Below are 22,929 nucleotides of genomic sequence, written 5' to 3'. Positions count from 1 at the left end.
CATGCTCATCTTCACATTGCTCAGATCAACACCCGTTCCGTCCCCCTTCACACGCGGCTTCACGTTGTAATCAAGCACCCGCTTGATCGGCACCACGATTTTCATGACATCACCTTCTCGAACCCTGAATCTCTAACAACCTGAAAACTGTGGTTTACGTTTTTCGCTGAAGGAGCGGATCGCTTCGGCGAAATCCGCGCTGCGCCCCGCCCGAGACTGATTGGCGCGCTCAATCTCCAGCATGGCGTTGAAATCGGTCTCAAGCGCCTGCACCACCTGCCGCCGGATCATGCCGATGGCCTTTGTGGGCCCTTCCGCCAGACGCACGGCCAGCCTCTGCGCCTCGGTCAGCACCATCTCGTCTGCCACCACCCGCGTGACCAGCCCAGCAGCTCGCGCCTCAGCCGCCCCCATTTTTTCGCCCAGCAGCGCCATTTCCAGCGCCCGCGCACGACCTGCGCTACGCGCCACCAGCCATGTCGCGCCCGCATCGGGCACCAGACCGATGTTGACAAAGGCCAGCAGCAGATAGGCACTCTGGCCCATCACCACGATATCGCCCGCTAGCGCCACGCTCAGCCCCGCGCCTGCACAGGGACCATTGAGAGCGCTGACGACCGGAATCTCGAGCGCTGCCAGTTTGCGCATGAAGGGATGGTAGTGCTCGTCGAGCAGCGCCCCCAGATCCTCAGGCAGACCCTCATAGCCAGCACCGTCGGGCGCGATATCGGCGCCCGAGCAGAAGAACCGGCCCTCGCCCGTCAGCACCAGCGCCCGCGCGCCCTCGATCAGAGCCGCATCCACCGCCGCGCCCATCTCGCCAAACATGGCCGGGGTCAGAGCGTTGAGTCTGTCCGGACGGTTGAGAGTAACCGTCACGACATCGCCCACCCGCGAAACCTTGATAAAGCGGTAAGTTGTCATGCAGCCTCGATCACCATCGCAATACCCTGGCCGCCACCAATGCACATGGTGATCAACCCATAGCGCCCGCCCGTCCGGCGCAGTTCATAGGCGGCCTTGACCGTCAGGATCGCCCCGGTTGCCCCTACAGGATGGCCCAGCGCGATCCCGCTGCCATTGGGATTAAGCTTGCCCGGATCGAAGCCCAATTCACGAGCCACAGCCAATGCCTGCGCTGCAAAGGCCTCGTTAGCCTCGATCACGTCGATCTGGTCCAGCCGCAGCCCGGCCCGTTGCAAAGCCACCGGCACCGCCTTGATCGGCCCCACGCCCATATAGGCCGGTTCCACCCCCGCATGGCCCCAGCTCACGATCCGGGCCAGCGGTTTCAGGCCCTTGGTCGCCACCGCATCGCCCGTGGCCAGCACCACGGCGGCCGCGCCATCGTTGATCCCGCTGGCATTGGCGGCGGTGACGGTGCCGTCCTTTTTGAACACCGGCTTCATGGCGGCAAGGTTTTCCAGCGCCGTATCCGCGCGGGGATGCTCGTCGGTGTCAAAGACCGTCGTGCCCTTGCGGTTTTTGATCTCGATCGGCAAAATCTGCTCGGCAAAGCGTCCCTCGCGGATGGCGCGGACCGCGCGGGCATGGCCCTCCACCGTCAGCGCATCCTGCGCCTCGCGCGTGATGCCGTGGCGCTCGGCCACGTTTTCGGCGGTGATCCCCATGTGAAATCCGCCCAGCGGATCGGACAAGGTCTGGACCAGCGCATCGACCAGCGGGGCATCGCCCATCTTGCGGCCCCAGCGCTGGCCATGGTCGTGATAGGGCGCGTTCGACATGCTCTCGGCCCCGCCCGCAACGGCCACACCCGCTTCGCCCAGCTTCATCATCTGGGCCGCCGAAATGATCGCCTGAAGCCCCGATCCGCACAGGCGGTTGACCGTCAGCGCCGGGGCCTCCTGCGGGATCCCCGCATTGAGCGCTGCCACGCGCGCCAGATAGGCATCCTTGGCGCTGGTATGGATGACCTGCCCCATCACCACATGTTCGACATCCGCCGGCGAAAGGCCAGAGCGCGCTACCGCCTCGGCAATCACTCGCCCGCCAAGATCGGCCGCGGCAAAGCCCTTCAGCGATCCGCCAAAATCGCCAATCGCGGTGCGCACGCCGCTGACGATGTAAATGTCGGGTGATTGGGTCACGTCGGTCTGTCCTGTCATAATGGGAATAGGGAATATCGCATGGCGTCTGGCCGCGCGCCGGGCTTGCCGCAACTGCTCAGAAGATCAGGTGGCCGCCTTGGCGGCGACGGCGGCATGGATCGTGGCCGGATCGAAATAATAGGGCGTGATCTGGCAACATTTGCCATCGCGAAAGCGGAAAACCTCGCATAATTCGGCGGGCTTGAGCGCCGGATCGGCAAAGCGCAGGGACAGGATCGTCACCGCATGATCGCGCCCGGCGGTGGTTTCCACCCGGTCCATCGCCACCACATCCATCATGCCCATCACCTTGACGAACAGATCATACAGGCCGCTCTTGCCATGATAGGCCCCCGCCATCGGCAATCCTTCGGCCTCCACCGCCACAAAGTCGTCGGTCAGACGCTCGGCGGCCGCCTCCCACTGGCCGGTGCCGGTCAGTTCATAGAGTTCATCAACAAAGGCGATCATCTCGTCGGGCGTCATGGCGGCATCCTTGTCTGTGGCCTGTTGATCTGTGGCCTGTTGTCTGGCCCCATCATCGCCCCTGACGCGCCAACGACCACCTAGCGAAAAGGCTAGAGGCGACAAGCCCGTCGCGCGCCCTATCAAGGAGGCAACAAACCAACCGGGATGCCTGACCATGTCCTCTTCGCTGCCGGCCATAGCCCGCCATATCATCCTGCGCCGCCGCCCCGTCGGGGTGCCGCAGGCCGATTGCTTTGCCTTGTCCGAAACCCCGATGCCCCAGCCGGGCCAAGGGCAAATGCTGGTGCGGATGCTGGTCGGCTCGGTCGACCCGGCGATTCGCGGCTTTCTGGATGACCGGCCCTCTTATATGCCGCCGGTGGCGGTCGGCGCGCCGGTCAATGGCATGTCGCTGGGCCAGATTGTCGTTTCGCATCATCCCGACTGGCCGGAGGGCGCCTTTGTGCGAGTGTTCGGCACATGGTCGGATCATTTCGTGATCGGGCCTGACGCGCTGGGGCTGGAACGGGTGACGCCCGCGCCGGGCGTACCGCTGCGCGCCTATATGGGGGCGCTGGGGCCGGTGGGGCTGACGGCGTGGGTGGGCCTGTTTGCCGTGGGCGCGGCCAAGGCGGGCGAGACGGTGCTGATCAGCGCGGCGGCGGGCGCGACCGGCAGCACCGCGCTGCAATTGGCCAAGGCGGCTGGATGCCGCGTGGTGGCCATGGCGGGCGGCGCGCACAAGGCGCAGATCCTGCGCGATTTGGGCGCGGATGCGGTGGTGGACTATCGCGCGGTGTCCGACCTTGGCGCCGCGCTGGATGCGGCGGCGCCCGGCGGGATCGACGTCTATTTCGACAATATCGGCGGGCCGACGCTCGATATTGTCCTGCCGCGCATGCGCGAACAGGGGCGGATTGCGCTGTGCGGCATGATCGCGCAATATAATGACGCCGACCATCCCTACGGCGTCCGGAATCTGTGGCAGATGGTGGTCAAGCGGCTGACCATGCGCGGTTTTCTGACCTATGACCATGCCGACCGGCTGGGCGAGGCGCAGGCCATGCTCGACCGTTTGCACCGCGCGGGCCAGCTTCGCCCGCTGGAAAATGTCCATCATGGCTTTGAACGCTTGCCAGAAGCCTTCATCGCCCTGATGCAGGGTACAACCACCGGCAAGACTCTGGTGGAAATAGCATAATCGGGAAAGGGAAAGCACGAGTGAGCGATAAAGTCTGGCACCGGCTGGGCGCGGAAGCCGCCGTTGAGGATGGACAAATGAGCGTCCATGCCGTCGGCGGTTGGCAAATTCTGCTGGCGCGCAGCGAGGGCGAATTGGTGGCCATCAATGACCGTTGCACCCATGCCGCCTCGCGCCTTTCGACCGGGCGTATCCGGCGCGGGGCGATCATGTGTCCGCTGCATGGCGCACGCTTCGATCTGGCCGACGGGCGCTGCATCGGGGGGGCCTATCCGGCGGTGCGGCAATTTGCGCTGCGCGTGGTCGATGGCATGGTCGAGGTCGAGGTGCCGGGTCGCGCGCCGGGCATGGATGAGACGCCGGTGGAAGCATAAGGCGCCACTCTCTGCCTGTGCCCATGCCTATGTAATGCGCTAGGCGCGCGGGGCGGCGCGAGGCTCTATCATCGCCATAAAATCAGAAATGGGAGAGCATCCATGTCCTTTACCGGCCCCGCCGAAGACCGCCTTGCGCTGCGCGAATTGCTGGAAACCTATGCCGATGCCGTCACGCGCTGCGACGCGCAGGCATGGGGCGCGACATGGGCGCCCGATGCGCAATGGTCGCTGCCCGATTATCCTGAGATTGGCACCACCCAAGGCCGTGACGCCATCGTGGCCATGTGGGTCGAGGCGATGAAGCATTATCCCGGCATCATGTTTGAGGCATGGCCGGCCAGCATTGCGGTGGATGGCGACACCGCCACCATGCGCTCCTACACTTCCGAGGTCTATGACTGGGCCGATGGCGTCCACCGCGACCGGGGGCAATATGAGGATGAATGCGTCAGGATCGACGGGTGCTGGCATTTCAGCCGCCGGACCTTTCGCAACATCCACCGCCAGATCGGCCCCAAAGGGCTGTGAGCGCCGCCATCACGCGCAACCGCTATTGGCGGCTCGACGCGCATCCGGTCGGACAGGATTTTGCCGCCGCCCTCTCGCTGCAGACCGAAACGCCCGCCCCTTTGGCCGATGGCGAGGTACGGATTGCGGTGGACTATCTCTCGATGGACGCGGGCACGCGGATGTGGATGACAGGCCGCACCGATGGCTATCAGCCGCCGCTGGCGCTGGGGTCCCGGATGGTGGGGCTGGTGCTGGGCCGGGTGTGCGAGAGCCGCGCCTCCGGCTTTGCGGTCGGCGATCTGGTGCGCGGCTTTGGCCAATGGGCCGAACTGGCGGTGGTCGTGCCTGCACTCGCCGGGCTGGAGCGTATCGAGGGGCCATTGGCCGACCCGCGCGATCCCTTTGGCGTGGCGGGCTTGAACGCCTGGACCGCGCATATCGGCGTTTGCGATGTCGCCGGGGTATGCGCGGGGCAATGGCTGGCCGTGTCGGCGGCGGCGGGGGCGACCGGGGTGATGGCGTGCCAGATCGGCCGCAATCTGGGCGCGCATGTGGTGGGGATTGCGGGCGGGCCGGACAAATGCCGCTATTTGACCGAGGTGATCGGGGTCGACCTTGCCATTGATTACCGGGCGCAGGATGTCTCGGCCGCGCTGGCCCGGATCGAGGGCGGGGTCCATGCCTATTTCGACAATGTGGGCGGCCCGCTGGTCGACGCGGTCTTGCCCCATATGGCGCATTATGGGCGGGTGGCCGTGTGCGGCATGGTGGCGGGCTATGACGGAGCGCCCCTGCCCGGCCCGGCGCGGTTTGATCAGGTGTTGATGCGGCGCTTGCGCATCGAAGGGTTTTTCATCCCCGATGTGCTGGCGGCGGGCGGGGTCTTTCCGGCGGTCTTGCGCGATTGGGCGCGCGAGGGGCGCCTGTCGATGCCCTTTGACCAGAGCGAGGGCATTGAAAATGTGCTGGTGGCCTATGGGCGGATGATGGGCGGGGCCAATATCGGCAAAACAATCGTGAAAGTGAGCCGCTGATGCCGATCATCCACCACCATGCCCCCTTGCGCGCGCTGGTTGCGGTGCGCGGCCATCCGTTTGACCGCACCGCCTTTGACGCGATGTTTCAGGCGATGCCGGGCGTTTCGGCCACAATGGTCGACCAACCCGCCGCCGCCTTGCTGATGAACCCGCAGGGCATGGCCGATTTCGACGCGCTGGTGCTTTATGACATGCCGGGGCTGGATTTCGAGGCCGAGGCGCCGCCGGCCTTTATCGACCCATCGCCCGCCTTGCGCGCCGGTTTTCGCGCCCTGCTCGAACAGGGCAAAGGCGTGCTGGCGCTGCATCATGCGCTGGCCGGATGGCCGACATGGGGCGAGTATCACGAATGGCTGGGAGGGCAATTTCTCTATCGCCCCGCCCATGTGCGGGGCATGGACCGGCCCGACAGCGGCTATCGGCACGATGTGGCCTATACCGCCAGCATCACGCCCCACCCCATCACCGCGGGCCTGCCCGCCCATTTCGCCATGCAGGATGAACTCTATCTGGCCCAGGTGTTCACCGATATGGTCGAGCCGCTGATGACCTGTGACGCCGCCTTCACCCGCGATCACTTCTGGTCGGCGCAGCGCGCTGTCGAGGGCCGGATGTTTTGCCGCGAAGGCTGGGATCATCCGCCCGGATCATCGCTCATCGGCTGGACCAAAATGGCGATCGACAGCCGCCTGGCCTATCTGCAACCGGGCGATGGCCCGGCAGCCTATGACAATGCCCATTATCGGCGGCTGGTGGAAAATGCGCTGCGCTGGGTGGCGGGCGCGCCAACGCCCGCCTGAAGGCCTCAGCGCGCCGTCATCCCGCCATCGACCACCATTTCCGCGCCGGTGATATAGCGCGCCTCATCCGAGGCGAGAAACAGGTTCATGTTCGCAATGTCCTCGGGCGCGCCCATATAGCCCATCGGGATCAGCGCCATTGTCGCGTCATAATTGGCGGCATTGTCTTCCAGCGCCACGCCCTGAATGTTGGTGGCGATCATGCCGGGATGGACCGAATTGCAGCGAATGCCGTCGGTCGCGCCCTCCAGCGCCACCACCTTGGTCAACAGCCGCACGCCGCCCTTGGAGGCGGCATAGGACGCGCAGCCCGGAACCCCGATCAATCCGGCCACCGAGGAGATGTTGATGATCGCGCCGCCGCGTGCCTTGCCGTCGCTGCCTGCGCGGCGCATCATCGCCATGGCGCGGCGCGCACCCTGAAACACACTGGTCAGATTGACATCGATCTGGCGCTGCCAATCGGCGGTGGAGACCGTGTCCATCATGCCCAGCACCGCGATTCCGGCATTGTTGACCAGCACGTCGAGCCGCCCTTCGGCCTCGTCGATCGCGGCCATCACGCGGTCCCAATCGGCCTCGCTGGTCACATCGTGATGCAGCGCGACCGCATGGCCGCCACTGTGGCGAATATCATCAGCCACCTTCTCCGCCCCGGCCAGATCGCGGTCGGTCAGATAGACTCTCGCGCCTTCCTGCGCAAAGCGGATCGCGGTGGCGCTGCCCAATCCGGGCACCGAGGCCCCTCCGGTCACCAGCGCCACTTTTCCTTGCAACCGTGCCATAATCCTTGCTCCTGCTTGTCAAAAAGGGCGGCGCGAGAACCCCGCGCCGCCCCCGGCCCTTGTCACAATCTCAGAACTTGACGCCCAAAGTGGCGCCATAGGTGCGCGGCTCCAGCGCCGAGGCGAAGGACCACAGGCCCGCCACCGTGAAGGCCGCCGTGGTCGTGCGCGTATCGGCCAGATTGCGGCCAAAGACGCGAACATAGGCATCGGCGCCCTGCAGCTTGAAATTGAACGTCATGCTGGCGTCGAGCAGGTCCTGGGTGGCGGTGCGCACGCGGGCGTCATTGCCGTTGACGATCACCTTGGTCACGGTGGTCCCCGACATCACCGGCGTCAGCCCGCCCAGCGAGATCTGCGAGTCGTAAGGATCGATGTGGCGCAGGCCCAGCGTTGTGACCACATTGCCGAAGCCGGTCTTGGCGGTATATTCGGCATTGACCGAGCCGGAGAACTTGGGCGCATAAATCAGATTGTTGTTTGAATAATCAAAGGGAACAATCGCCCCGCCATAGATGTTGCCGACCACAAAATTGCGGAAGTGCGAATCCATGACCGATGCGCTGGCGGTCAGCTTCAAGCCTTCCATCGGGCGCAGGGTGGCGTCCATTTCCACGCCCTTGATCGTGGCGCCGCCCACATTGCTGGTGATCGTCTGGTTGCCGGTGGGGCCGCCGGGGATCGTGGTGTTCTGCTGCATGTTCTTGTAATCGGAAATGAACCCGGCCACATTGAATTGCAGCATGCGGTTAAGCGCGTCGAATTTCGCGCCGATTTCATAGGAATCGACGGTTTCGGGCTGGAAGGGCGTGCTGGCCGTGGCCGCCGTGGCGGCGCGAGGGCTGAACCCGCCCGAACGATAGCCGCGCGACCAGCTGGCATAGAACATCATGTTGGTGTTGGGCCGATAATCGACGCCGATCTTGGGCGTGAATTTGGAAAAGCCGCGCTTGCCCGAGCCCACCAGACCGGTGCTGGCAAAGCTGTTGGTCAATTGCTTTTCGTCATGGCTCCAGCGGCCGCCAAACGAAATGCGCCACTTGTCGACCACCGCCCAGTTGAAGTCGCCAAACAGGGCATAGCTCTCGGTCTTGCCATAGACGCTTTGGGCGTTGGTATCGAAAACGCAGGGCGGCGTTGTCGGGCTGAAGCCAAACACACGCGAGCATTGAGTCAGATTATAGTTCGAGGTGAAGTAATAGACCCCGGCGACATAATCGAAGCCATCAAACAATTTGCCAGCGCCGCGCAATTCCTGGCTGATTTGCGTATAACGCTGGCGGCGGTCAACGTAATAAAGATCGGTCGAGGAACCATCGAAGTCCTGCGTCTGATATTCCTTGGTATGGCGCCAACCCGTGATTGAGGTCAGTTTGATCCCGCCGACATCATAATTCATTTCCAGCGTGGCAGCGGGGGCTTGGTAATTGCTGGTCGCGCTCTGGCCAAAGGTGGTGTAAATATCGGTGGTGGTGTTGCGGTTGCATTGGTTGGCCGGTTCATAGGAGCAGAACAGCTCGCTGCTGTTGGCGATATTGGCCACCACAGGGTCGAAATTCTGCGTGGTGTTTTCCAGCGTCAGGATCGCGTCAAAGCTGGAATTTTCAGGGCGATAGCGCAGGGCCGCGCCGAAATTGTCGCTCTTGCTCCACCCGCTGGGCTGTTTGGTGGTGACGTTATTGTAAAAGCCGTCGGTCTGATTGTGGAAATACCAGAACTTGGCGCCCAAAGATGAACCATTGCCGACATTGACCACCGCCTTGGCGTTCCATGTGTTCCACTGGCCATACGAGCCTTCGACCTTGACGCCGTTCTTCATCGTCGGCTTGGTGCGGCGAATGTTGATGACCCCGCCGATAGTGTTGGCGCCAAACAGCGTGCCCTGCGGCCCGCGCAGCACTTCGAGCTGTTCGATGTCGAAAGCATCCTGCAACTGGCCCGTACTGGTGCCGATGGTCACGCCATCCACCACCACGCCCACCGTCGGGGTCTGGCTCTTTTCGATGTCGGCATAGGTCAGGCCGCGGATCGAGAGATTGGCCGCCTGGCCGCCCGAATTCTGCTGGGTGATCAAAAGGCCGGGCGCCGCCCCCGTCAAATCGCCGATATTGGCCGAAGCCTTGTTTTCCAGCATGCCCGCATTGATCGCGGTGATCGCCACGGGGGTGGTCTGCAGAGTTTCGGACCGGCGGCGTGCGGTGACGATGATGGCGTTGGAATCGACCGGCATCTGCGCGGCGGCCTGCGCTGTTCCGGCCTGTTGCGCCGACGCCGCCATGGGCGCCCCGGCCAGACACGAACCAATCAATAAGCCGCTCATGGCGCGCTTTGCAAAGATGCTCTGCATGTCCTTCCTCTCCGTGGATTATCGCGAAGGGGTATGCCCCTTTCCGTCCACGGCAACCTAAGCTCGGTAAGGCAAACGAACCTACTGCAACAAATCATAGGTGCATGCAGACAGGTTTGGTCCACATTCCGCCCAACGAGAGGAGAGCTTATGCCCCAACCTGAAAACCGCCGATTTCTCTTGGTGAAACGCCCCGTTGGCACGCCCTTGCGCGATGATTTTCAACTGGTGCGCGAGGCCGTGCCCGATGCGCCCGATGGCGGCATGGTGGTGCATAACCGCTTCATTTCGCTCGATCCGGCCCAGCGCGGATGGATGGATGACGCGCCCAGCTATATGCCGCCGATCGCGCTGGGCGATCCGGTGCGCGCCACAACGGTGGGCGTGGTCGAGTCCTCGCGTAATCCTGATTTTCAGCCCGGCGACTGGGTGCTGGGGCTGAACGCCATCGAAGATTTCTCGGTAGTGTTGCCCGGCGGCTTCACCAGCCGGATCGATGTCGGGATCGTTGACCGGCCCTCGCGCTATCTCTCGGCGGTGGGCGCGGTGGGGCTGACCGCCTATTTCGGCCTGCTCGACGCCGGAGCGCCCCAACCGGGCGAGACGCTGCTGGTGACAGGGGCGGCAGGCGCGGTCGGCTCGATGGTGGGCCAGATCGGCAAGATCATGGGGATGCGGGTGATCGGCATTGCCGGGGGCGCCGAGAAATGCCGCCGTCTGGTTCAGGATTACGGCTTTGATGCGGCCATCGACTACAAGGGCAAATCACAGGATGCCATCGCCGCCGAAATCGCCGCGGCGGCGCCCGAGGGCATTGACATCCTGTTTGAAAATGTCGGCGGGGCGGTGATGGATGCGGCCATGCTCCATCTGGCCCTGCACGCCCGCGTGGTGCTGTGCGGCCTCATCAGCGAATATAACAGCGCGCAAAAGGTGGGCATGCGCAACCTGTGGCAGGTGATTGTCAAACAGGCCACCATCAAGGGCTTCCTGATCGCCGCCTATGTCCCCCGCTTTGCCGAAGGCGGCGCCCGGATCGCCCAATGGATCGCCGAGGGCAAATTGCGCGTCGACGAGGATGTCCAGCATGGACTGGACAATGCCTATGACGCCTTCATGCGGCTGTTTTCGGGGGCCAACACCGGCAAACTGGTGCTGGAGGTCGATTGATGGCGGGGCGGCTCGACGGGCGCTGCGGCCTTGTCACGGGCGCGGGGTCGGGCATTGGGGCGGCCACCGCCCGCCGCCTGCGACAGGACGGCGCGCAGGTGCTGACGGCGGATCTGCGGGGCGAGGTTGACCTGCTGCTCGACGTGACCGCGCGCGATGCGGGCAAGGCCCTGACCGAGGCGGCGATGGCCCGCTTTGGCCGCCTCGATTTCGTCGTCCCCTGCGCCGGTGTCAGCGCTTTTTGCCCGCTTGCCGGGCACAGCGACGACTATTTCGAGCAGGTCATGGCGGTCAATGTCACCGCCGTCTTCCGGCTGATCCGCGATGCCGCGCCCCATTTGTGCGCCAGCCCGGCGGGGCGGATCGTCACCATCGGCTCGGTCACTTCGGCCTTTGGCGATGCGGGGCTGGTGGCTTATGGCACATCCAAACACGCGGTGCTGGGCATGACCCGCGCGCTGGCCGGCGAGCTTGGCCCCCATGGCGTCACCGCCAATTGCGTGATGCCCGGCGCCATCGACACGCCCATGACCGCGCCCGCCTTTGCCGCCATGCCCGAATATCGCACCCATTGGGAGCAAAAGGCCGCGCTGGGCCGGTTGGGCCAGCCAGAGGATATTGCCGATGTCATCGCCTTTTTGCTGAGCGATGACGCGCGCTTTGTCACCGGGCAGGGATGGATGGTGGACGGCGGGGCAATGACACGGATGTGATCGCCCCGCCCTCTGTCAAACTGGCCCGCTCAGAACTGCACCCGTTTGGTATAGCCGCCATCGACCACGATGTTGGTGCCCGTGGTATAGGACGAGGCGTCGCTGGCCAGAAAGACCACGGTGCGCGCCACGTCTTCCGGCCCGCCCCAGCGGCCGAGCGCGAATTGCGCCTGGGTGGCCTCGTAAAGTTCGGGCATCGCCCCTTCGATCGCCTCCCAATTGCCGCCGGGGAATTTGATCGGGCCGGGCGAAACGGCATTCACCCGGATGCCCTTTGGCCCCAGCGCCTGACTGAGCTGTCCGGCATAGACGATCAATGCCCCTTTGAGCGCATTATACCCCTGCGGCACGATAAAGGTTTCCAGCCCCGCCGTGCTGGCGGTGATGACAATGCTGCCCGCGCCCGATGCGGCCAGATGGTCTTCGAGCACCTCGACCCCGATGACCGCGCCCATGATGTCGTAATCAAGGCCCTTTTGCCAATCGCCGGTCGCGCCCGCGCCGCTGGTCGAAATCATCGGCACAAAGATGTCGCAGCCCCCCAGCGCCTCGGCCGCACCTGCCAGCCACGCGCGATAGGCATCATGACCCGCCTCCATGTCAAAGGCCGAGCCGAACACCTTGCCGCCATGCTTTTCAAGAGCCGCCACCGTTTCGGCCACCTGATCGGGGTTGCGCGAACAGAAGGCGACATCGCCCCCCTCGGCGGCGAACAATTCGACGCTGGCGCGGCCGATGCCCCGGCTGCCCCCGGTCAGAATGACCTTTTTGCCCTTCAGTCCCAGATCCATTTTGCACATCCTCTTTGCCGCGCCACACCAGCGCCGGTGATGGGATGACCTTGCGCATCCCCTCCCGCCGCGGCCACTCGCCTTTTGGAGAGGAATGGCAGGCGGGCCGGTGTGATAGCAAGGGGCAAGCACGATAAAACGAGAGGGTATTATGGGCCGATTGACTGGCAAGCGCGCCATCGTTCTGGGCGCGGGCAACAAGGGCAACATGGGGCAGCATATCGCCCGCCGATTTCTGGACGAAGGCGCCCAGGTCACCGTGGCGGGCCGCAAGGAAAGCGTGCTGGCCGAATTTGCCGAGGCCAACGCCTGCCACTGGGCTGCTTGCGACATCACCAGCGCGCAGAGTCTGGCCGCGATGGCCGATGCGGCCGTGGCGGCGATGGGGGGCGTGGACATTGCCGTCAACGCCACCGGCTGGGGCCTGCTCAAGCCGTTCCTCGACACCACGCGCGAAGAATTGGATGCGATGACCGATCTGCAATATATCGGGCCATATCAGTTCTTTCAGGCGATGATCCGCAAGATGGCCCGCAGCATGGGCGGCCGGGGCGGATCGATCATCCAGATCAGCAGCGCCACCGCCACGATCATGCTCAACGATCACGCCGCCTATATGGGCACCAAGGCGGGGACCGACCACGTCATCCGCTGTGTCGCCCATGAATTTGGCGCCGAGGGGATACGCGCCAATTCGATTTCGCCGGGCCTGACCGAAACGCCGATGACGGCCGATGCCAAAACGGTGCCGGGCCTGTTCGACTGTTTTGTCGCGGGCTATCCGCTGGGCCGGATCGGCACCAGCGATGATATTGCCGCCGCCGCCGTGTTTCTGGCCAGCGACGAATGCTTTATGACCGGAGAGAACCTTCAGGTGAACGGCGGCCTGACCCTGCGCCGCAACCCCACACGCGAGGAAATGGGCGCCGCGATCGCCGCCGCCACGGGGGGATAAGGCCGAACGCCGGGGGCTCTTTTCAGCCCCCGGCCTCAGCTTTTATGCGCTCGGCAATGTCGGCGCGCAGGCGGTCCTTGCGGATCTTGCCCGAAGCGGTGCGGGGCAGGCTCTCGACCCATTCAAAGCGTTCGGGAATCTTCTGTTTGGCCAGCCCGCTCTGCGCCACATGGGCGGCCAGATCTGCCGCCTGCCCCGCGCCTTGCCCCACCACAAAGGCGCAGACCCCCTCGCCCAGACGCGGATGGGGCATGGCCACCACCGCGCAATCGGCCACGGCAGGATGGGTCAGCAGGACCTGCTCGATCTCGGTGGCGGAAATGTTTTCGCCGCCCCGGATAATCAGGTCCTTCTTGCGCCCGGTGATGGTCAAACCGCCGCGCGCATCGCGCCGCCCCAGATCACCGGTGCGAAAATATCCTTGATCGTCAAGGGCCTCGGCGGTCTGGGCCGGATCGGCATAGCCCACCATCATCGCCGGACCCCGCGCCAGAATCTCGCCCTCCTGCCCGTCGGGCAGATCGTGGCCCGCCTCATCGACGATCCGCACCTGATAATCGACGATGCGCCCATCGGTCGCCGCCGCCAGTTCGGGGGCATCGGGCCAGCCAAAGGTGACCAGCGGCACTTCGGAGCTGCCGAAAACGCGAAAGGGGGCGCAATGGGCAAAGGCCTTGCGCGCCTTGGCGATGACTTCGGGCGCCACCGCCGCTCCGCCGCAGGCAAAGAAGCGCAAGGAGGGCAGACCATCGCCCGCCGCCAGCGCCGCATGGGCCAATTCGACCAGAAAGGGCGTCGCCGCCACGGTCCCCACCACCTGATGCCGATGGATCAGGGCAAGGGCCTCCTCGGCATTCCAGCTTTCCATCAGCACCGTCTGCGTGCCCGCCACAAAGGGCATGGCCAGACCGTTGGCATAGCCCGAAACATGCGTCACGGGCGAGGGCATCAACACCGCATCGCCCCGCCCCAACCCCCAATAGGCCGCGCTTTGTTCGATGATGCGGCCCAGCGTGGCGTGGCTGTGCAGCACGCCCTTGGGCCGCCCGGTGGTGCCCGATGTGTACAAAACCATGCTGATGCTTTGCGGGTCAACGCTCTCGCGGGCCGCAGGCAAGGCCGCCCCCGCCGCGATCAAGGCGCCATAATCATCGGCCCCCTGCCCCCGCACGGTGAAAATATGCGTCAGTTCGGGCAGATCGGCCTGAACCCGGCGCGCCATGGCCAGATAGTCGATCTTGCGGAAAACATGCGGCACAAAAATCGCCCGCGCCCCGCAATCGCCCAGCATGATGCGCATTTCGGCATCGCGATAGATCGGCACGATGGGGTTGAGCACCAGCCCGGAAAGCGCCGCCGCCAGATTGAGCACCGCCGCCTCGCGCCAGTTGGGCAATTGGAACGCCACCACATCGCCGCGCACCAGCCCGCGCGCGCGCAGCGCCGAGGCCAGCGCCATCGCCTCGCCCCAGACCTCGGCCATGGTCATCGCGCCCTGCGGGTCGATCAGGCACAGATCATCGCTGCGGCTCTGCGCCCAGTCCTGCGCGCGGTCGGCAATCGTGCGGTCCGGCCACAGGCCGTCGGCGGCAAAGGCGCGCTGATGAGGGGCCGGCACCTCTGGCCAGAGCCGGGGAGTTTTGTTGCAGTTGCCCATGAACCTCTCTCGTTATCGGCCCCATTGTGGGGCGGGGTGGCGGCCCTGTCCACTTGGCAAAAGGGTGAGGGCAAAAGAGTGAGGAACCTGTCACCTGTCCCAGCTTGGCAGTCCCTTGCGCCTGCGGCAGTCTGTCAGCCGAAAACCCCGTTTGAGGGAGGAGAGGATTGATGAGCACCCATAAGGTGGACCGCCGCCAGCGCATTGGCGATGTCGCGGAAATCATGCTGGATTACGTGGAACACAAAACCACCTATCAGGCCCAAACGACCGCCAGGGTGCGCACCGCCAGCTATACCGACCCCGACCAGTGGAAGGCGGAGATCGAGCTGATCTTTCGCCGCGTGCCGCTGATGCTGGGCTTTACCGCCGAAATGCCCCATCCAGGCGATTTCAAGGCGATGGAGGCCATGGGCCTGCCCGTGCTGATCAGCCGCGACAAGAGCGGGCAGGTGCGCGCCTTTCTCAACGTCTGCTCGCATCGCGGGGCGCCGGTGGCCGCCGAGGGGCGGGGCAATTGCGCGCGCTTCACCTGCAAATATCACGGCTGGACCTATGCGCAGGACGGCAAGCTGATCGGCCTGTCGGAAAGCGCAACCTTTGGCGATGTGGACAGGGCGGGTCTGGCGCTGCGCGCGCTGCCTTGCGAGGAACGGGGCGGCATGATCTTCGTCTGCCTTACGCCCAATGCACCGATGGATCTCGATCGCTATTTTCAGGGCTTTCTGGAAGATTTCGAGGCGGTTGATTTTGCCAACTGGGCCTATCTGGGCAGCCGGGTGATCGAGGGGGCCAATTGGAAGATCGCCTTTGACGGCTATCTCGAAGGCTATCACTTCGCCTCGCTGCACCCCAACACCATCGAGCCGCGCACGCCCTCCAATCGCACCTTCTATGAAGGTTTCGGCCCTTCGATGCGCATCGGCTTTCCCCAGCATCGCATTGCCGAGGCGCTGAAGGACATTCCGCGCGACCAATGGGGCGATCAGGAAAACAACGGCTTTGATTTCGTGCGGATTCTCTTTCCCAATGTCTCGGCCTTTCTTGCGCCCGAAATCACCCAGGTCGCCCAGCTTTTCCCCGGGCCGACGCCGGACAAAAACCGCACCGTGCTGCATTATCTGCGCCGCGACCCGATCCGCGATGATGCCGACCGCGAAAGCGTGGAAGGCATGATGAATTTCTTCCGCGATGTGACCTATCAGGAAGATTACGTCATCGGCATGGAGATCCAGAAAGGGCTGGAAAGCGGCGCCCATGACAATCTGACCTTTGGCCGCAACGAGCGGGGCAACCAATATTTCCACGAATGGCTCAACTGGTATCTGCAGGACGATCCGACCCTGCCCGAACCGGTCATGTGAACCACGCCCCTCACCGCCCGGCCAAGCAAACGGAACAAAGCATCCCATGACGCTGCAAGACAACAAATCGCGCTATTCGCCCGAATTCGATGTGGCCGTGCGCGGCGACACGATCACGGCGGACCGTTATATCTCGCCCGAATGGATGAAGAAGGAACACGCCAATCTCTGGCCCAAGGTCTGGCATCTTGGCGGCATGCTCGCCGAGCTGGAGGAAGAGGGCGACTTTATCCGCCATGATTTCGGCAAGGAATCGGTCATCATGGTCCGCCAGGGCGATGATACGATCCGCGCTTTCTACAACTCCTGTCCGCATCGCGGCAACCGGCTGGTGCTGGGCGATGCGGGCCATATGCCGCGCATCACCTGCGGCTATCACGGGTGGCAATTCACCCCCGACGGCGTGCTGGCCAAGGTGCAGGATCCAGATGATTTCCCCGATGGCAACCCCTGCGGCAAGGTCCATCTCTCATCTTTGCGCTGCGAGACATGGGGGCCTTTCGTGTTCTGGTGCATGGACGATGATGTCCCGCCCTTACGCGAATGGATGGCGCCGCTGCAGGACCGTCTGGCCAATTACGGCCTCGGCAATTGGGTGCGGGTGCTCAAACTTTCGTGCGATGCCGATTTCAACTGGAAAATCATCCGCGACAATTTCAACGAGAGTTATCACCTGCCCACCATCCATCCCGAACTGGCGACCTTTATCAACGATGGCCTGCCCACCACCTTGTTCGAGATGTATGAGAGCGGGCATAATTCGATGTGGATGATCGGCCATCAGGCCACCACCCGCGTCGATTATCACAGTGCCGAAGTGCCCGCGCCGCTGGATGACATTGCCCGCGCATGGGGGATCGACCCGGCCGATTACAACGGCCACACCGGCGACATCCGCGCCGCCGTGATCGAGGCGAAACGCCGCCTGGGGCCGGAACACGGCTATACGATGTATGCCGATATGACCGACCAGCAATTGGTGGACTATTTCCACTGCACGCTGTTCCCCAACCTCACGCTGACCATGTCGCCCGAACAGTTGCAGGTTTTGCGCACCGAACCGCATCCCACCGACCCGGAAAAGTGCATTTTCCAGCATTGGGTGCTGATGCCGCCGATCAAGGGGATGAAGGAAGTGGCCACGCCCATCGGCAATGTGCCTCTGCGCCATGACGCGGTGGTGCGCCACAGCAAATATGGCGATGGCGTCTCCCTCGGCTTTGTCGCCGATCAGGATCTTTCGATCGGCACGACCCAGCAACAGGGCCTCAATTCGCGCGGCTTCAAGGGCTGCTTCCTGCCCGCGCAGGAAAAGCGCATCCAGCGGTTTCACGAATTGCTCAACGATTATGTCGAGGGGGGCCGATGACCTGCCCACCTTCAGAACGCTTCGCCATTGCTGATCTGGTTACTGCCTATGCGCTGGCGGTGGACCGGATCGGCGATGCCGATGGCGTGGCTGCGCTCTTTGCGCCCGATGGCGTCTATGACCTCTCGGCATTGGGCATGGGAGAGATCACCGGGCGCGAGGGGGTGCGCGGATTTTTTGTCGATGCCTTTGCGGGCATGGCGCAAAACGCCCATTTCATCAGCAACCTGTCGGTGTTGGCCTATGACCCGGCCGGGTCCGCGCAGATTCAGGCCTATGGCCATGCCTTCAGCCTCGGCAAGGATGGCAATCTGCTGGAGGTCAAAGCGCGCTATGCCTTTGATCTGGTGCGGCGGGGCGATGGCTGGCTGATCGCGCGGCTTGGCATGGCGATGCTCCTGCCTCCGGTGGTCACACCGCAAGGTTGATCAAAAAGGCCCGGCAGGATCATCCCGCCGGGCCTTTTCCTTTCAGCTCATGCAATAACCGCCATCCATCATAAACTCGCTGCATGTGACAAAGCTGGCCGCGTCCGAGCAGAGATAGACCACCCCGCCCGCCATTTCATCAGGGCGCCCCAGCCGCCCGATGGGATGGGCCGCCACCACGCCCTGCATCGAAGCCTCAATCGAAGGCACCGCGCCCAGATCGACATAGCGCTGCATGATGGATTGCAGCATCGGCGTGTCGATCCCGCCGGGATGGACGCTGTTGGCGCGGATGTTATAGCCCAACGCGGCAAATTCGGCGCCCATGCATTTGGACAGCATTTTGACAGCCGCCTTGCTGGTGCAATAGGCCCCGTTGAACGGCGCGCCCTTGATCCCGCCCACGCTGGAAAAATTGACGATCGAGGCGCCGCTCGCCCGCGCCTTGCCGCCCTCTTTCAGCATGGGCAGCAGGGTCTGCACGCCCACGATCACGCTTTCGACATTGACCTGATGGATGCGGCGCCATTCCTCCAGCGGGGTTTCCTCGATGCTGGCCACGATGCTGATCGCGGCCACATTGACCAGAGCATCGAGGCGACCATATTCGCGCGCCACCAGATCGGCCACCGCCTGCCAGTCGCCCGCATGGGTGACATCATGGGCCAGCGCGTGATCGGCCCCGACATCGCCGGGCGCCACCATGTCGGTGGCCACGACGGTTGCCCCGGCCTCCTTCATCGCGCGCACGACCTCACGCCCGATCCCGCCCCGCGCGCCGGTGACCACCGCCACCACATTGTTCAGCGAAATGCTCATCGACCCAACTCCTATTGCGCGGTCCAGCCGCCATCGACCACCAGTTCGGCCCCGGTGACATAGCTGGCGTCCGCGCTGGCCAGAAACGCGGCCGGTCCGGCCAGTTCGGACGGTTCGGCAAGGCGGCCGATGGGTGTTGCCTTCTCCATCGCGATCACCAGGTCCTCCGGCTTCTGAGCAAAACCCTTGTCCACCCAGCGCTGGAATCCGGCGTTGAGCAGCGGCGTTTTGACAAAGCCGGGGTGGAGCGAATTGGCGCGGATCGGCATACGCTTGCTGGCAAATTCGATGGCGATGCCCTTGGTGAACAGGCGCACCGCGCCCTTGCTGGCATTATAGGCCGAGACTTCGGAATAGCCGACCAGCCCCATGATCGAGCTGATGTTGATAATGCTGGCCCCGCCCGCGACACCGGCCCCGCTCTGCGCCATCAACGGCACCAGCGCCCGCGTGCCCAGAAACACCCCGTCGACATTGACCGCCATGATCCGCCGCCACGCCTCAAGGCTCAGCGTCTCCACCGCGCCCGTCAGGTCGATCCCGGCATTGTTGACCAGAATATGCGCCGCGCCATAGGTGTCGCGCATATGGTCGGCAATGCCCTGCCACGACGCCTCGTCGGTGACATTGGCGCTGATATAGGCGGCCTTCTCGCCCAGAGCGGCGATGGTCTCGCCCACCGCCTCGCTCCCTGCCGCGTCCAGATCGGCGATCAGAACCTGCGCGCCCTCCTCGACAAACCGCGTCGCAATCGCAAGGCCGATGCCCCGCAAACCGCCGGTGACCAGCGCCACCCGCCCTTCCAGTCTTGCCATCGTCAAACTCCCATCATGCCGGCGGTGGTGGCGCCGTCGATTGTGATTTCCGCGCCCGACACAAAAGCCGCCTCGTCGCTGGCCAGATAGGCCACTAATCCGGCCACTTCCTCGACCCGCGCCATGCGGTTCAGGGGGGCCATGCCTTCGTAGATGGCGCGGACCGCCGCCGGATCGGGCATGCTTTCCATGATGTTGCGGATAAGGTCGGTTTCCACCACGCCGGGCAGAATGGCATTGACGCGGATGCGATATTTCTTTTGCCCGCAATAGACCGCCGCCGATTTGGCCAGCGCCACCACCGCCGCCTTGGTGGTCGAATAGGTGACATAATTGCCCAGCGGCCTTGCGGCATTCATGCTGGAATTGATGATGATCGAGCCGGTCGCGCCCTCGTTTCGGGCCATGGCGCGGATCGCATGCTGCACGGTCAGCATCACCCCGGTCTGGTTGATGCCGACCAGCCTGCTCCATGCCTCGATGGACACATCCTCGATGCTGGCGTCGCCCTGTTCGGTGCCCGCATTGGCAAAGGCGATGTCGAGCCGGCCATAGGCCTCGATCACCCGCTCGATCAGCGCGGGCCAGGCCTCGGCATCCTCGACACGGTGGCTGACGAACAATCCGCCGACCTGCGCGGCCAGCGCCTCGCCAATGTCCGCCTTCGATCCGGTAAAGACCACTTTGGCCCCTTCGGCGGCCAGACGCCGCACCGTGCCCGCGCCGATCCCGCTGGTTCCGCCCGTCACAAGCGCAACTTTTCCTTCCAGCCTGCTGGCCACTGATCGCTCTCCTTGGATTATGCTCTTGGGCCCATCATGCCCGATTAACGCGCGGGCGAAACCTATGCTTTCGGCAAGGTGACTTGCCCCCTTTGGCCATAATAGACCATGATCGGCACAACAGCCGGGCGCGCGCGACCCGGCACGAGAGGACAGGACGGCAAACCACCATGGCGGACAGTGACCCCACCACCACCCCTATCAAACCCACACCGGAAAGCTGCGGCCTGCCGGTGTCCGAGGGCATCAGCTGGCTGGAACTGATGGCGCAGGATTCGCGCCCCGCCCCCGATGTACTGACCACGCCTTCTTACCAAAACCGGGGCAGCAGGCCTTTGGCCGCCGCGCGCTATACCAGCGAGGATTTTGCAAGGCTGGAGCGCGAGCGCATGTGGCCCCGCGTCTGGCAATTTGCCGCGCGTGAGGAAGACCTGCCCGAGGCGGGGGATTATGTGGTCTATGAAAACGCGGGTCGATCCTTCCTGATCTCTCGTCAGGATGATGGTTCTGTGCGGGCCATGCATAATGTCTGCCTGCATCGCGGGCGCAAATTGCGCACCGAGGATGGCCATGCCGACCGCTTCGTCTGCCCCTTCCACGGCTTTGCCTGGAACAAGGACGGCAGTTTCAACCACATGCCCTGCAAATGGGATTTCGCCCATCTGGAGGAGGCCAACCTCTCGCTGCCCCCGGTCGAGGTCGGCCAGTGGGGCGGCTATATCTTCCTGCGCGAGGAGCCGGGCGGGCAGACCCTTGAGGAATACCTCGCCCCCCTGCCCGAACATTTCAAGCGCTGGCGGCACGAGGAATGCACCACCGTCATGTGGGTGGGCAAAGAGGTGCCCGCCAATTGGAAAGTGACCGCCGAGGCCTTTATGGAGGCATGGCACACCATCGTCACCCATCCCCAGCTTCTGCCCTTCACCGGCGATTGCAACAGCGCCTATTGGACATGGGGCGATCATGTGAACGTCAATCTGGTGCCCTTTGGCATCATGTCGCCCCACCTTGACCCCGCCGCCCACAACCAGCAGTGGATCGTGGACGAATTTGTCAAATATAACGGCCGCAGCGGCGACAATTACGAAGGGGGCAGCGATCCCTATTACGTCTCTGTCCCCGAGGGCATGACCGCGCGTGCGGCGCTGGGCGCCAAGATGCGCGCCGCCTACACCGCCCAGACCGGCTATGACCATGAGGACGCCACCGACGCCGAACTGCTCGACGCGCTGGTCTATAATGTGTTCCCCAATTTCGCGCCCTGGGGCGGGTTCATGCCCAACATCGTCTATCGCTGGCGGCCCGGCAAAACGCCCGACACCTGCATCATGGAGGTCCGCATCCTGATGCGCGTGAAGAAGGGCGAAAAGCATCCCCGCGGCGTGCCGATGAAATTCCTGCGGCTGGACCAGAAATGGACCGAGGCGCCCGAACTGGGCATTCTGGGCGATGTGTTCGAACAGGATATGGACAATCTGCCCTTTGTGCAGGAAGGGCTGCATGCCTCGAAAAACGGCATCGTCAATCTGGGCAATTATCAGGAAATCCGCCTGCGCCAGTTTCAGCAGACGCTCGACCGCTATCTGGACATTCCCGAGGGCAGCGACGGGAAGCAGGCATGAGCGAGGGCATCAGCGAGGCGCATCCCAGACGCATCAATTGCGTGCTGATCTGCGGCGGTGTGTGGCATGACATGGACTTTGCCCGGCTTGAACTGCTCAAGCTGCTGGGCGAGGATCCGGCCATCCGCACCCGCGTGTTCGAGGATTATGAGAACATCGCCGCCATCGAGGCGGCCGACATCCTCATCACCTACACTTGCGACGTCACCCCGTCTCTCGCGGCGCAGGAGGCGCTGAAAGGCTGGCTGGAGCGGGGCGGGCGGTGGTATGCGCTGCACGGCACCAATTCGGTGCTGCGGCTTCTCTCCGATGGGCCAAACGCAGGCCTGTGGGACGCGCCGCGCTGGGCGCCACTGCTCATGGATCTGCTGGGCAGCCAGTTCATCAGCCATCCGCCCATCGCCCCCTACCTTGTCGAGGTGGCCGATCCCCGGCATCCGTTGGTCGCGGGGGTCGAACCTTTTGAGACTACCGACGAGCTGTACCATCTCGAAACCCACGGCGATCTGCATGTCCTGCTCGACACCGCCTGCACCGAGCCGGGCACGGGCTTTGTCGAGGCCGATGGCGCGCCGGGGCGCCATCCGGTATTTTATATCAAGGATCATGGCCGAGGCGCGGTGCTTTATCTGACGCTGGGCCATTGCCGGGGCCATTATGACCTGCAACCCATGCTCGACTGGTGGCCCAGTGTCGATCGCTGCGCGTGGGATCTGCCGGTGTTTTATGATCTGCTGCGCCGGGGGCTGGGCTGGCTCAAAGAACCGCTGGCCGCGTAAAATCCAAGGGCCGGTGAGCATCCTCACCGGCC

Annotated in this window: 23 protein-coding genes and 1 pseudogene; 13 read left to right on the top strand and 11 right to left on the bottom strand. The window is 63.8% G+C overall.

Annotation, left to right across the window (positions count from 1 at the left end; all coding sequences use genetic code 11):
- The 4 genes and pseudogenes from BGP00_RS14010 to BGP00_RS13995 form a co-directional block, all read right to left on the bottom strand.
- Nucleotides 1-105 (bottom strand): annotated as a pseudogene (locus BGP00_RS14010) (electron transfer flavoprotein subunit beta/FixA family protein); the annotation flags it as partial.
- Nucleotides 106-132: 27 nt separating this feature from the next.
- Entirely contained in the window at nt 133-924 is a 792-nt protein-coding gene (locus BGP00_RS14005; protein WP_292693819.1) for an enoyl-CoA hydratase-related protein, read from the bottom strand.
- Nucleotides 921-2,108, bottom strand: a complete 1,188-nt coding sequence (gene bktB / locus BGP00_RS14000; RefSeq protein ID WP_292693816.1) for a beta-ketothiolase BktB — start codon at nt 2,106-2,108, stop codon at nt 921-923. The genes BGP00_RS14005 and bktB overlap by 4 nt, the downstream gene beginning before the upstream one ends.
- An 84-nt stretch (nt 2,109-2,192) precedes the next feature.
- Nucleotides 2,193-2,594 carry a nuclear transport factor 2 family protein gene (locus tag BGP00_RS13995; RefSeq protein WP_168605847.1) on the bottom strand — a complete coding sequence of 134 codons (402 nt, stop codon included), beginning with the start codon at nt 2,592-2,594 and terminating at the stop codon, nt 2,193-2,195.
- Nucleotides 2,595-2,751: 157 nt separating this feature from the next.
- On the opposite strand from BGP00_RS13995, the gene BGP00_RS13990 reads away from it, so the two are divergent.
- From BGP00_RS13990 to BGP00_RS13970, 5 genes are all read left to right on the top strand, one after another.
- A complete protein-coding gene (locus BGP00_RS13990) occupies nt 2,752-3,777 on the top strand; it encodes an NADP-dependent oxidoreductase (protein WP_292693812.1) in 1,026 nt (341 codons plus the stop codon).
- A gap of 20 nt (nt 3,778-3,797) precedes the next feature.
- The gene (locus BGP00_RS13985) at nt 3,798-4,151 is read left to right on the top strand and encodes a Rieske 2Fe-2S domain-containing protein (protein WP_168605845.1); all 354 of its coding nucleotides are present in this window, start codon (nt 3,798-3,800) and stop codon (nt 4,149-4,151) included.
- A gap of 102 nt (nt 4,152-4,253) precedes the next feature.
- Nucleotides 4,254-4,682, top strand: coding sequence for a nuclear transport factor 2 family protein (locus BGP00_RS13980; RefSeq protein ID WP_292693809.1), 429 nt, complete (start codon nt 4,254-4,256; stop codon nt 4,680-4,682).
- Nucleotides 4,679-5,698, top strand: a complete 1,020-nt coding sequence (locus tag BGP00_RS13975; protein WP_310013462.1) for an NADP-dependent oxidoreductase — start codon at nt 4,679-4,681, stop codon at nt 5,696-5,698. Before BGP00_RS13980 ends, BGP00_RS13975 begins: the two co-directional genes overlap by 4 nt.
- A complete protein-coding gene (locus BGP00_RS13970; RefSeq protein WP_292693807.1) occupies nt 5,698-6,501 on the top strand; it encodes a ThuA domain-containing protein in 804 nt (267 codons plus the stop codon). The genes BGP00_RS13975 and BGP00_RS13970 overlap by 1 nt, the downstream gene beginning before the upstream one ends.
- Nucleotides 6,502-6,506: 5 nt before the next feature.
- Here BGP00_RS13970 and BGP00_RS13965 read toward each other — a convergent pair whose 3' ends face one another.
- Entirely contained in the window at nt 6,507-7,286 is a 780-nt protein-coding gene (locus BGP00_RS13965; protein ID WP_292693805.1) for a glucose 1-dehydrogenase, read from the bottom strand.
- Between the two features lie 70 nt (nt 7,287-7,356).
- Nucleotides 7,357-9,606: a TonB-dependent receptor gene (locus tag BGP00_RS13960; RefSeq protein WP_292693803.1), complete on the bottom strand. Its 2,250-nt coding sequence runs from the start codon at nt 9,604-9,606 to the stop codon at nt 7,357-7,359.
- A gap of 177 nt (nt 9,607-9,783) precedes the next feature.
- Between BGP00_RS13960 and BGP00_RS13955 the strand changes: the two genes are divergently transcribed.
- Both BGP00_RS13955 and BGP00_RS13950 read left to right on the top strand, forming a co-directional pair.
- A complete protein-coding gene (locus tag BGP00_RS13955; RefSeq protein WP_292693801.1) occupies nt 9,784-10,803 on the top strand; it encodes an NADP-dependent oxidoreductase in 1,020 nt (339 codons plus the stop codon).
- Nucleotides 10,803-11,516, top strand: coding sequence for an SDR family NAD(P)-dependent oxidoreductase (locus BGP00_RS13950; protein WP_292693799.1), 714 nt, complete (start codon nt 10,803-10,805; stop codon nt 11,514-11,516). The genes BGP00_RS13955 and BGP00_RS13950 overlap by 1 nt, the downstream gene beginning before the upstream one ends.
- A 29-nt stretch (nt 11,517-11,545) precedes the next feature.
- Here BGP00_RS13950 and BGP00_RS13945 read toward each other — a convergent pair whose 3' ends face one another.
- Nucleotides 11,546-12,307, bottom strand: a complete 762-nt coding sequence (locus tag BGP00_RS13945; protein WP_292693796.1) for an SDR family oxidoreductase — start codon at nt 12,305-12,307, stop codon at nt 11,546-11,548.
- 151 nt (nt 12,308-12,458) lie between these two features.
- On the opposite strand from BGP00_RS13945, the gene BGP00_RS13940 reads away from it, so the two are divergent.
- Complete coding sequence (locus tag BGP00_RS13940) at nt 12,459-13,262, top strand: SDR family oxidoreductase (RefSeq protein WP_292693793.1); 804 nt, start codon at nt 12,459-12,461, stop codon at nt 13,260-13,262.
- Nucleotides 13,263-13,284: 22 nt separating this feature from the next.
- Here the strand turns inward: BGP00_RS13940 and BGP00_RS13935 are convergent, their stop codons facing one another.
- On the bottom strand, nt 13,285-14,880 hold the full coding sequence (locus BGP00_RS13935) for an AMP-binding protein (RefSeq protein ID WP_366522370.1): 1,596 nt from the start codon (nt 14,878-14,880) through the stop codon (nt 13,285-13,287).
- A gap of 209 nt (nt 14,881-15,089) precedes the next feature.
- Here BGP00_RS13935 and BGP00_RS13930 point away from each other — a divergent pair, with 209 nt between their 5' ends.
- The 3 genes from BGP00_RS13930 to BGP00_RS13920 are packed head-to-tail and all read left to right on the top strand — an operon-like array spanning nt 15,090 to nt 18,080.
- Complete coding sequence (locus tag BGP00_RS13930; protein ID WP_292693788.1) at nt 15,090-16,283, top strand: SRPBCC family protein; 1,194 nt, start codon at nt 15,090-15,092, stop codon at nt 16,281-16,283.
- Nucleotides 16,284-16,329: 46 nt separating this feature from the next.
- On the top strand, nt 16,330-17,652 hold the full coding sequence (locus BGP00_RS13925; RefSeq protein ID WP_292693785.1) for an aromatic ring-hydroxylating dioxygenase subunit alpha: 1,323 nt from the start codon (nt 16,330-16,332) through the stop codon (nt 17,650-17,652).
- The gene (locus BGP00_RS13920) at nt 17,649-18,080 is read left to right on the top strand and encodes a nuclear transport factor 2 family protein (protein WP_292693782.1); all 432 of its coding nucleotides are present in this window, start codon (nt 17,649-17,651) and stop codon (nt 18,078-18,080) included. The genes BGP00_RS13925 and BGP00_RS13920 overlap by 4 nt, the downstream gene beginning before the upstream one ends.
- A 42-nt stretch (nt 18,081-18,122) precedes the next feature.
- On the opposite strand, the gene BGP00_RS13915 is transcribed toward BGP00_RS13920, so the two are convergent.
- From BGP00_RS13915 to BGP00_RS13905, 3 genes are read right to left on the bottom strand one after another with little or no spacing between them, the layout of a single operon-like run.
- Nucleotides 18,123-18,899, bottom strand: coding sequence for an SDR family oxidoreductase (locus BGP00_RS13915; protein ID WP_292693779.1), 777 nt, complete (start codon nt 18,897-18,899; stop codon nt 18,123-18,125).
- 11 nt (nt 18,900-18,910) lie between these two features.
- On the bottom strand, nt 18,911-19,714 hold the full coding sequence (locus tag BGP00_RS13910; protein ID WP_292693776.1) for a glucose 1-dehydrogenase: 804 nt from the start codon (nt 19,712-19,714) through the stop codon (nt 18,911-18,913).
- 2 nt (nt 19,715-19,716) lie between these two features.
- Nucleotides 19,717-20,496, bottom strand: coding sequence for an SDR family oxidoreductase (locus BGP00_RS13905; protein ID WP_292693774.1), 780 nt, complete (start codon nt 20,494-20,496; stop codon nt 19,717-19,719).
- Between the two features lie 170 nt (nt 20,497-20,666).
- Here BGP00_RS13905 and BGP00_RS13900 point away from each other — a divergent pair, with 170 nt between their 5' ends.
- Both BGP00_RS13900 and BGP00_RS13895 read left to right on the top strand, forming a co-directional pair.
- Nucleotides 20,667-22,118 (top strand): aromatic ring-hydroxylating dioxygenase subunit alpha, encoded by a 1,452-nt coding sequence (locus tag BGP00_RS13900; protein WP_292693771.1) that lies wholly within the window; start codon nt 20,667-20,669, stop codon nt 22,116-22,118.
- The gene (locus BGP00_RS13895; RefSeq protein WP_292693768.1) at nt 22,115-22,897 is read left to right on the top strand and encodes a ThuA domain-containing protein; all 783 of its coding nucleotides are present in this window, start codon (nt 22,115-22,117) and stop codon (nt 22,895-22,897) included. The genes BGP00_RS13900 and BGP00_RS13895 overlap by 4 nt, the downstream gene beginning before the upstream one ends.
- Nucleotides 22,898-22,929 lie beyond the last annotated feature (32 nt).

It is taken from the genome of Novosphingobium sp. 63-713, assembly GCF_001898925.1.
Classification (GTDB): Bacteria; Pseudomonadota; Alphaproteobacteria; order Sphingomonadales; family Sphingomonadaceae; genus Novosphingobium.
Note: the sequence above shows the minus strand (reverse complement) of the source record. Positions and strands in the feature narration are given on the sequence as shown.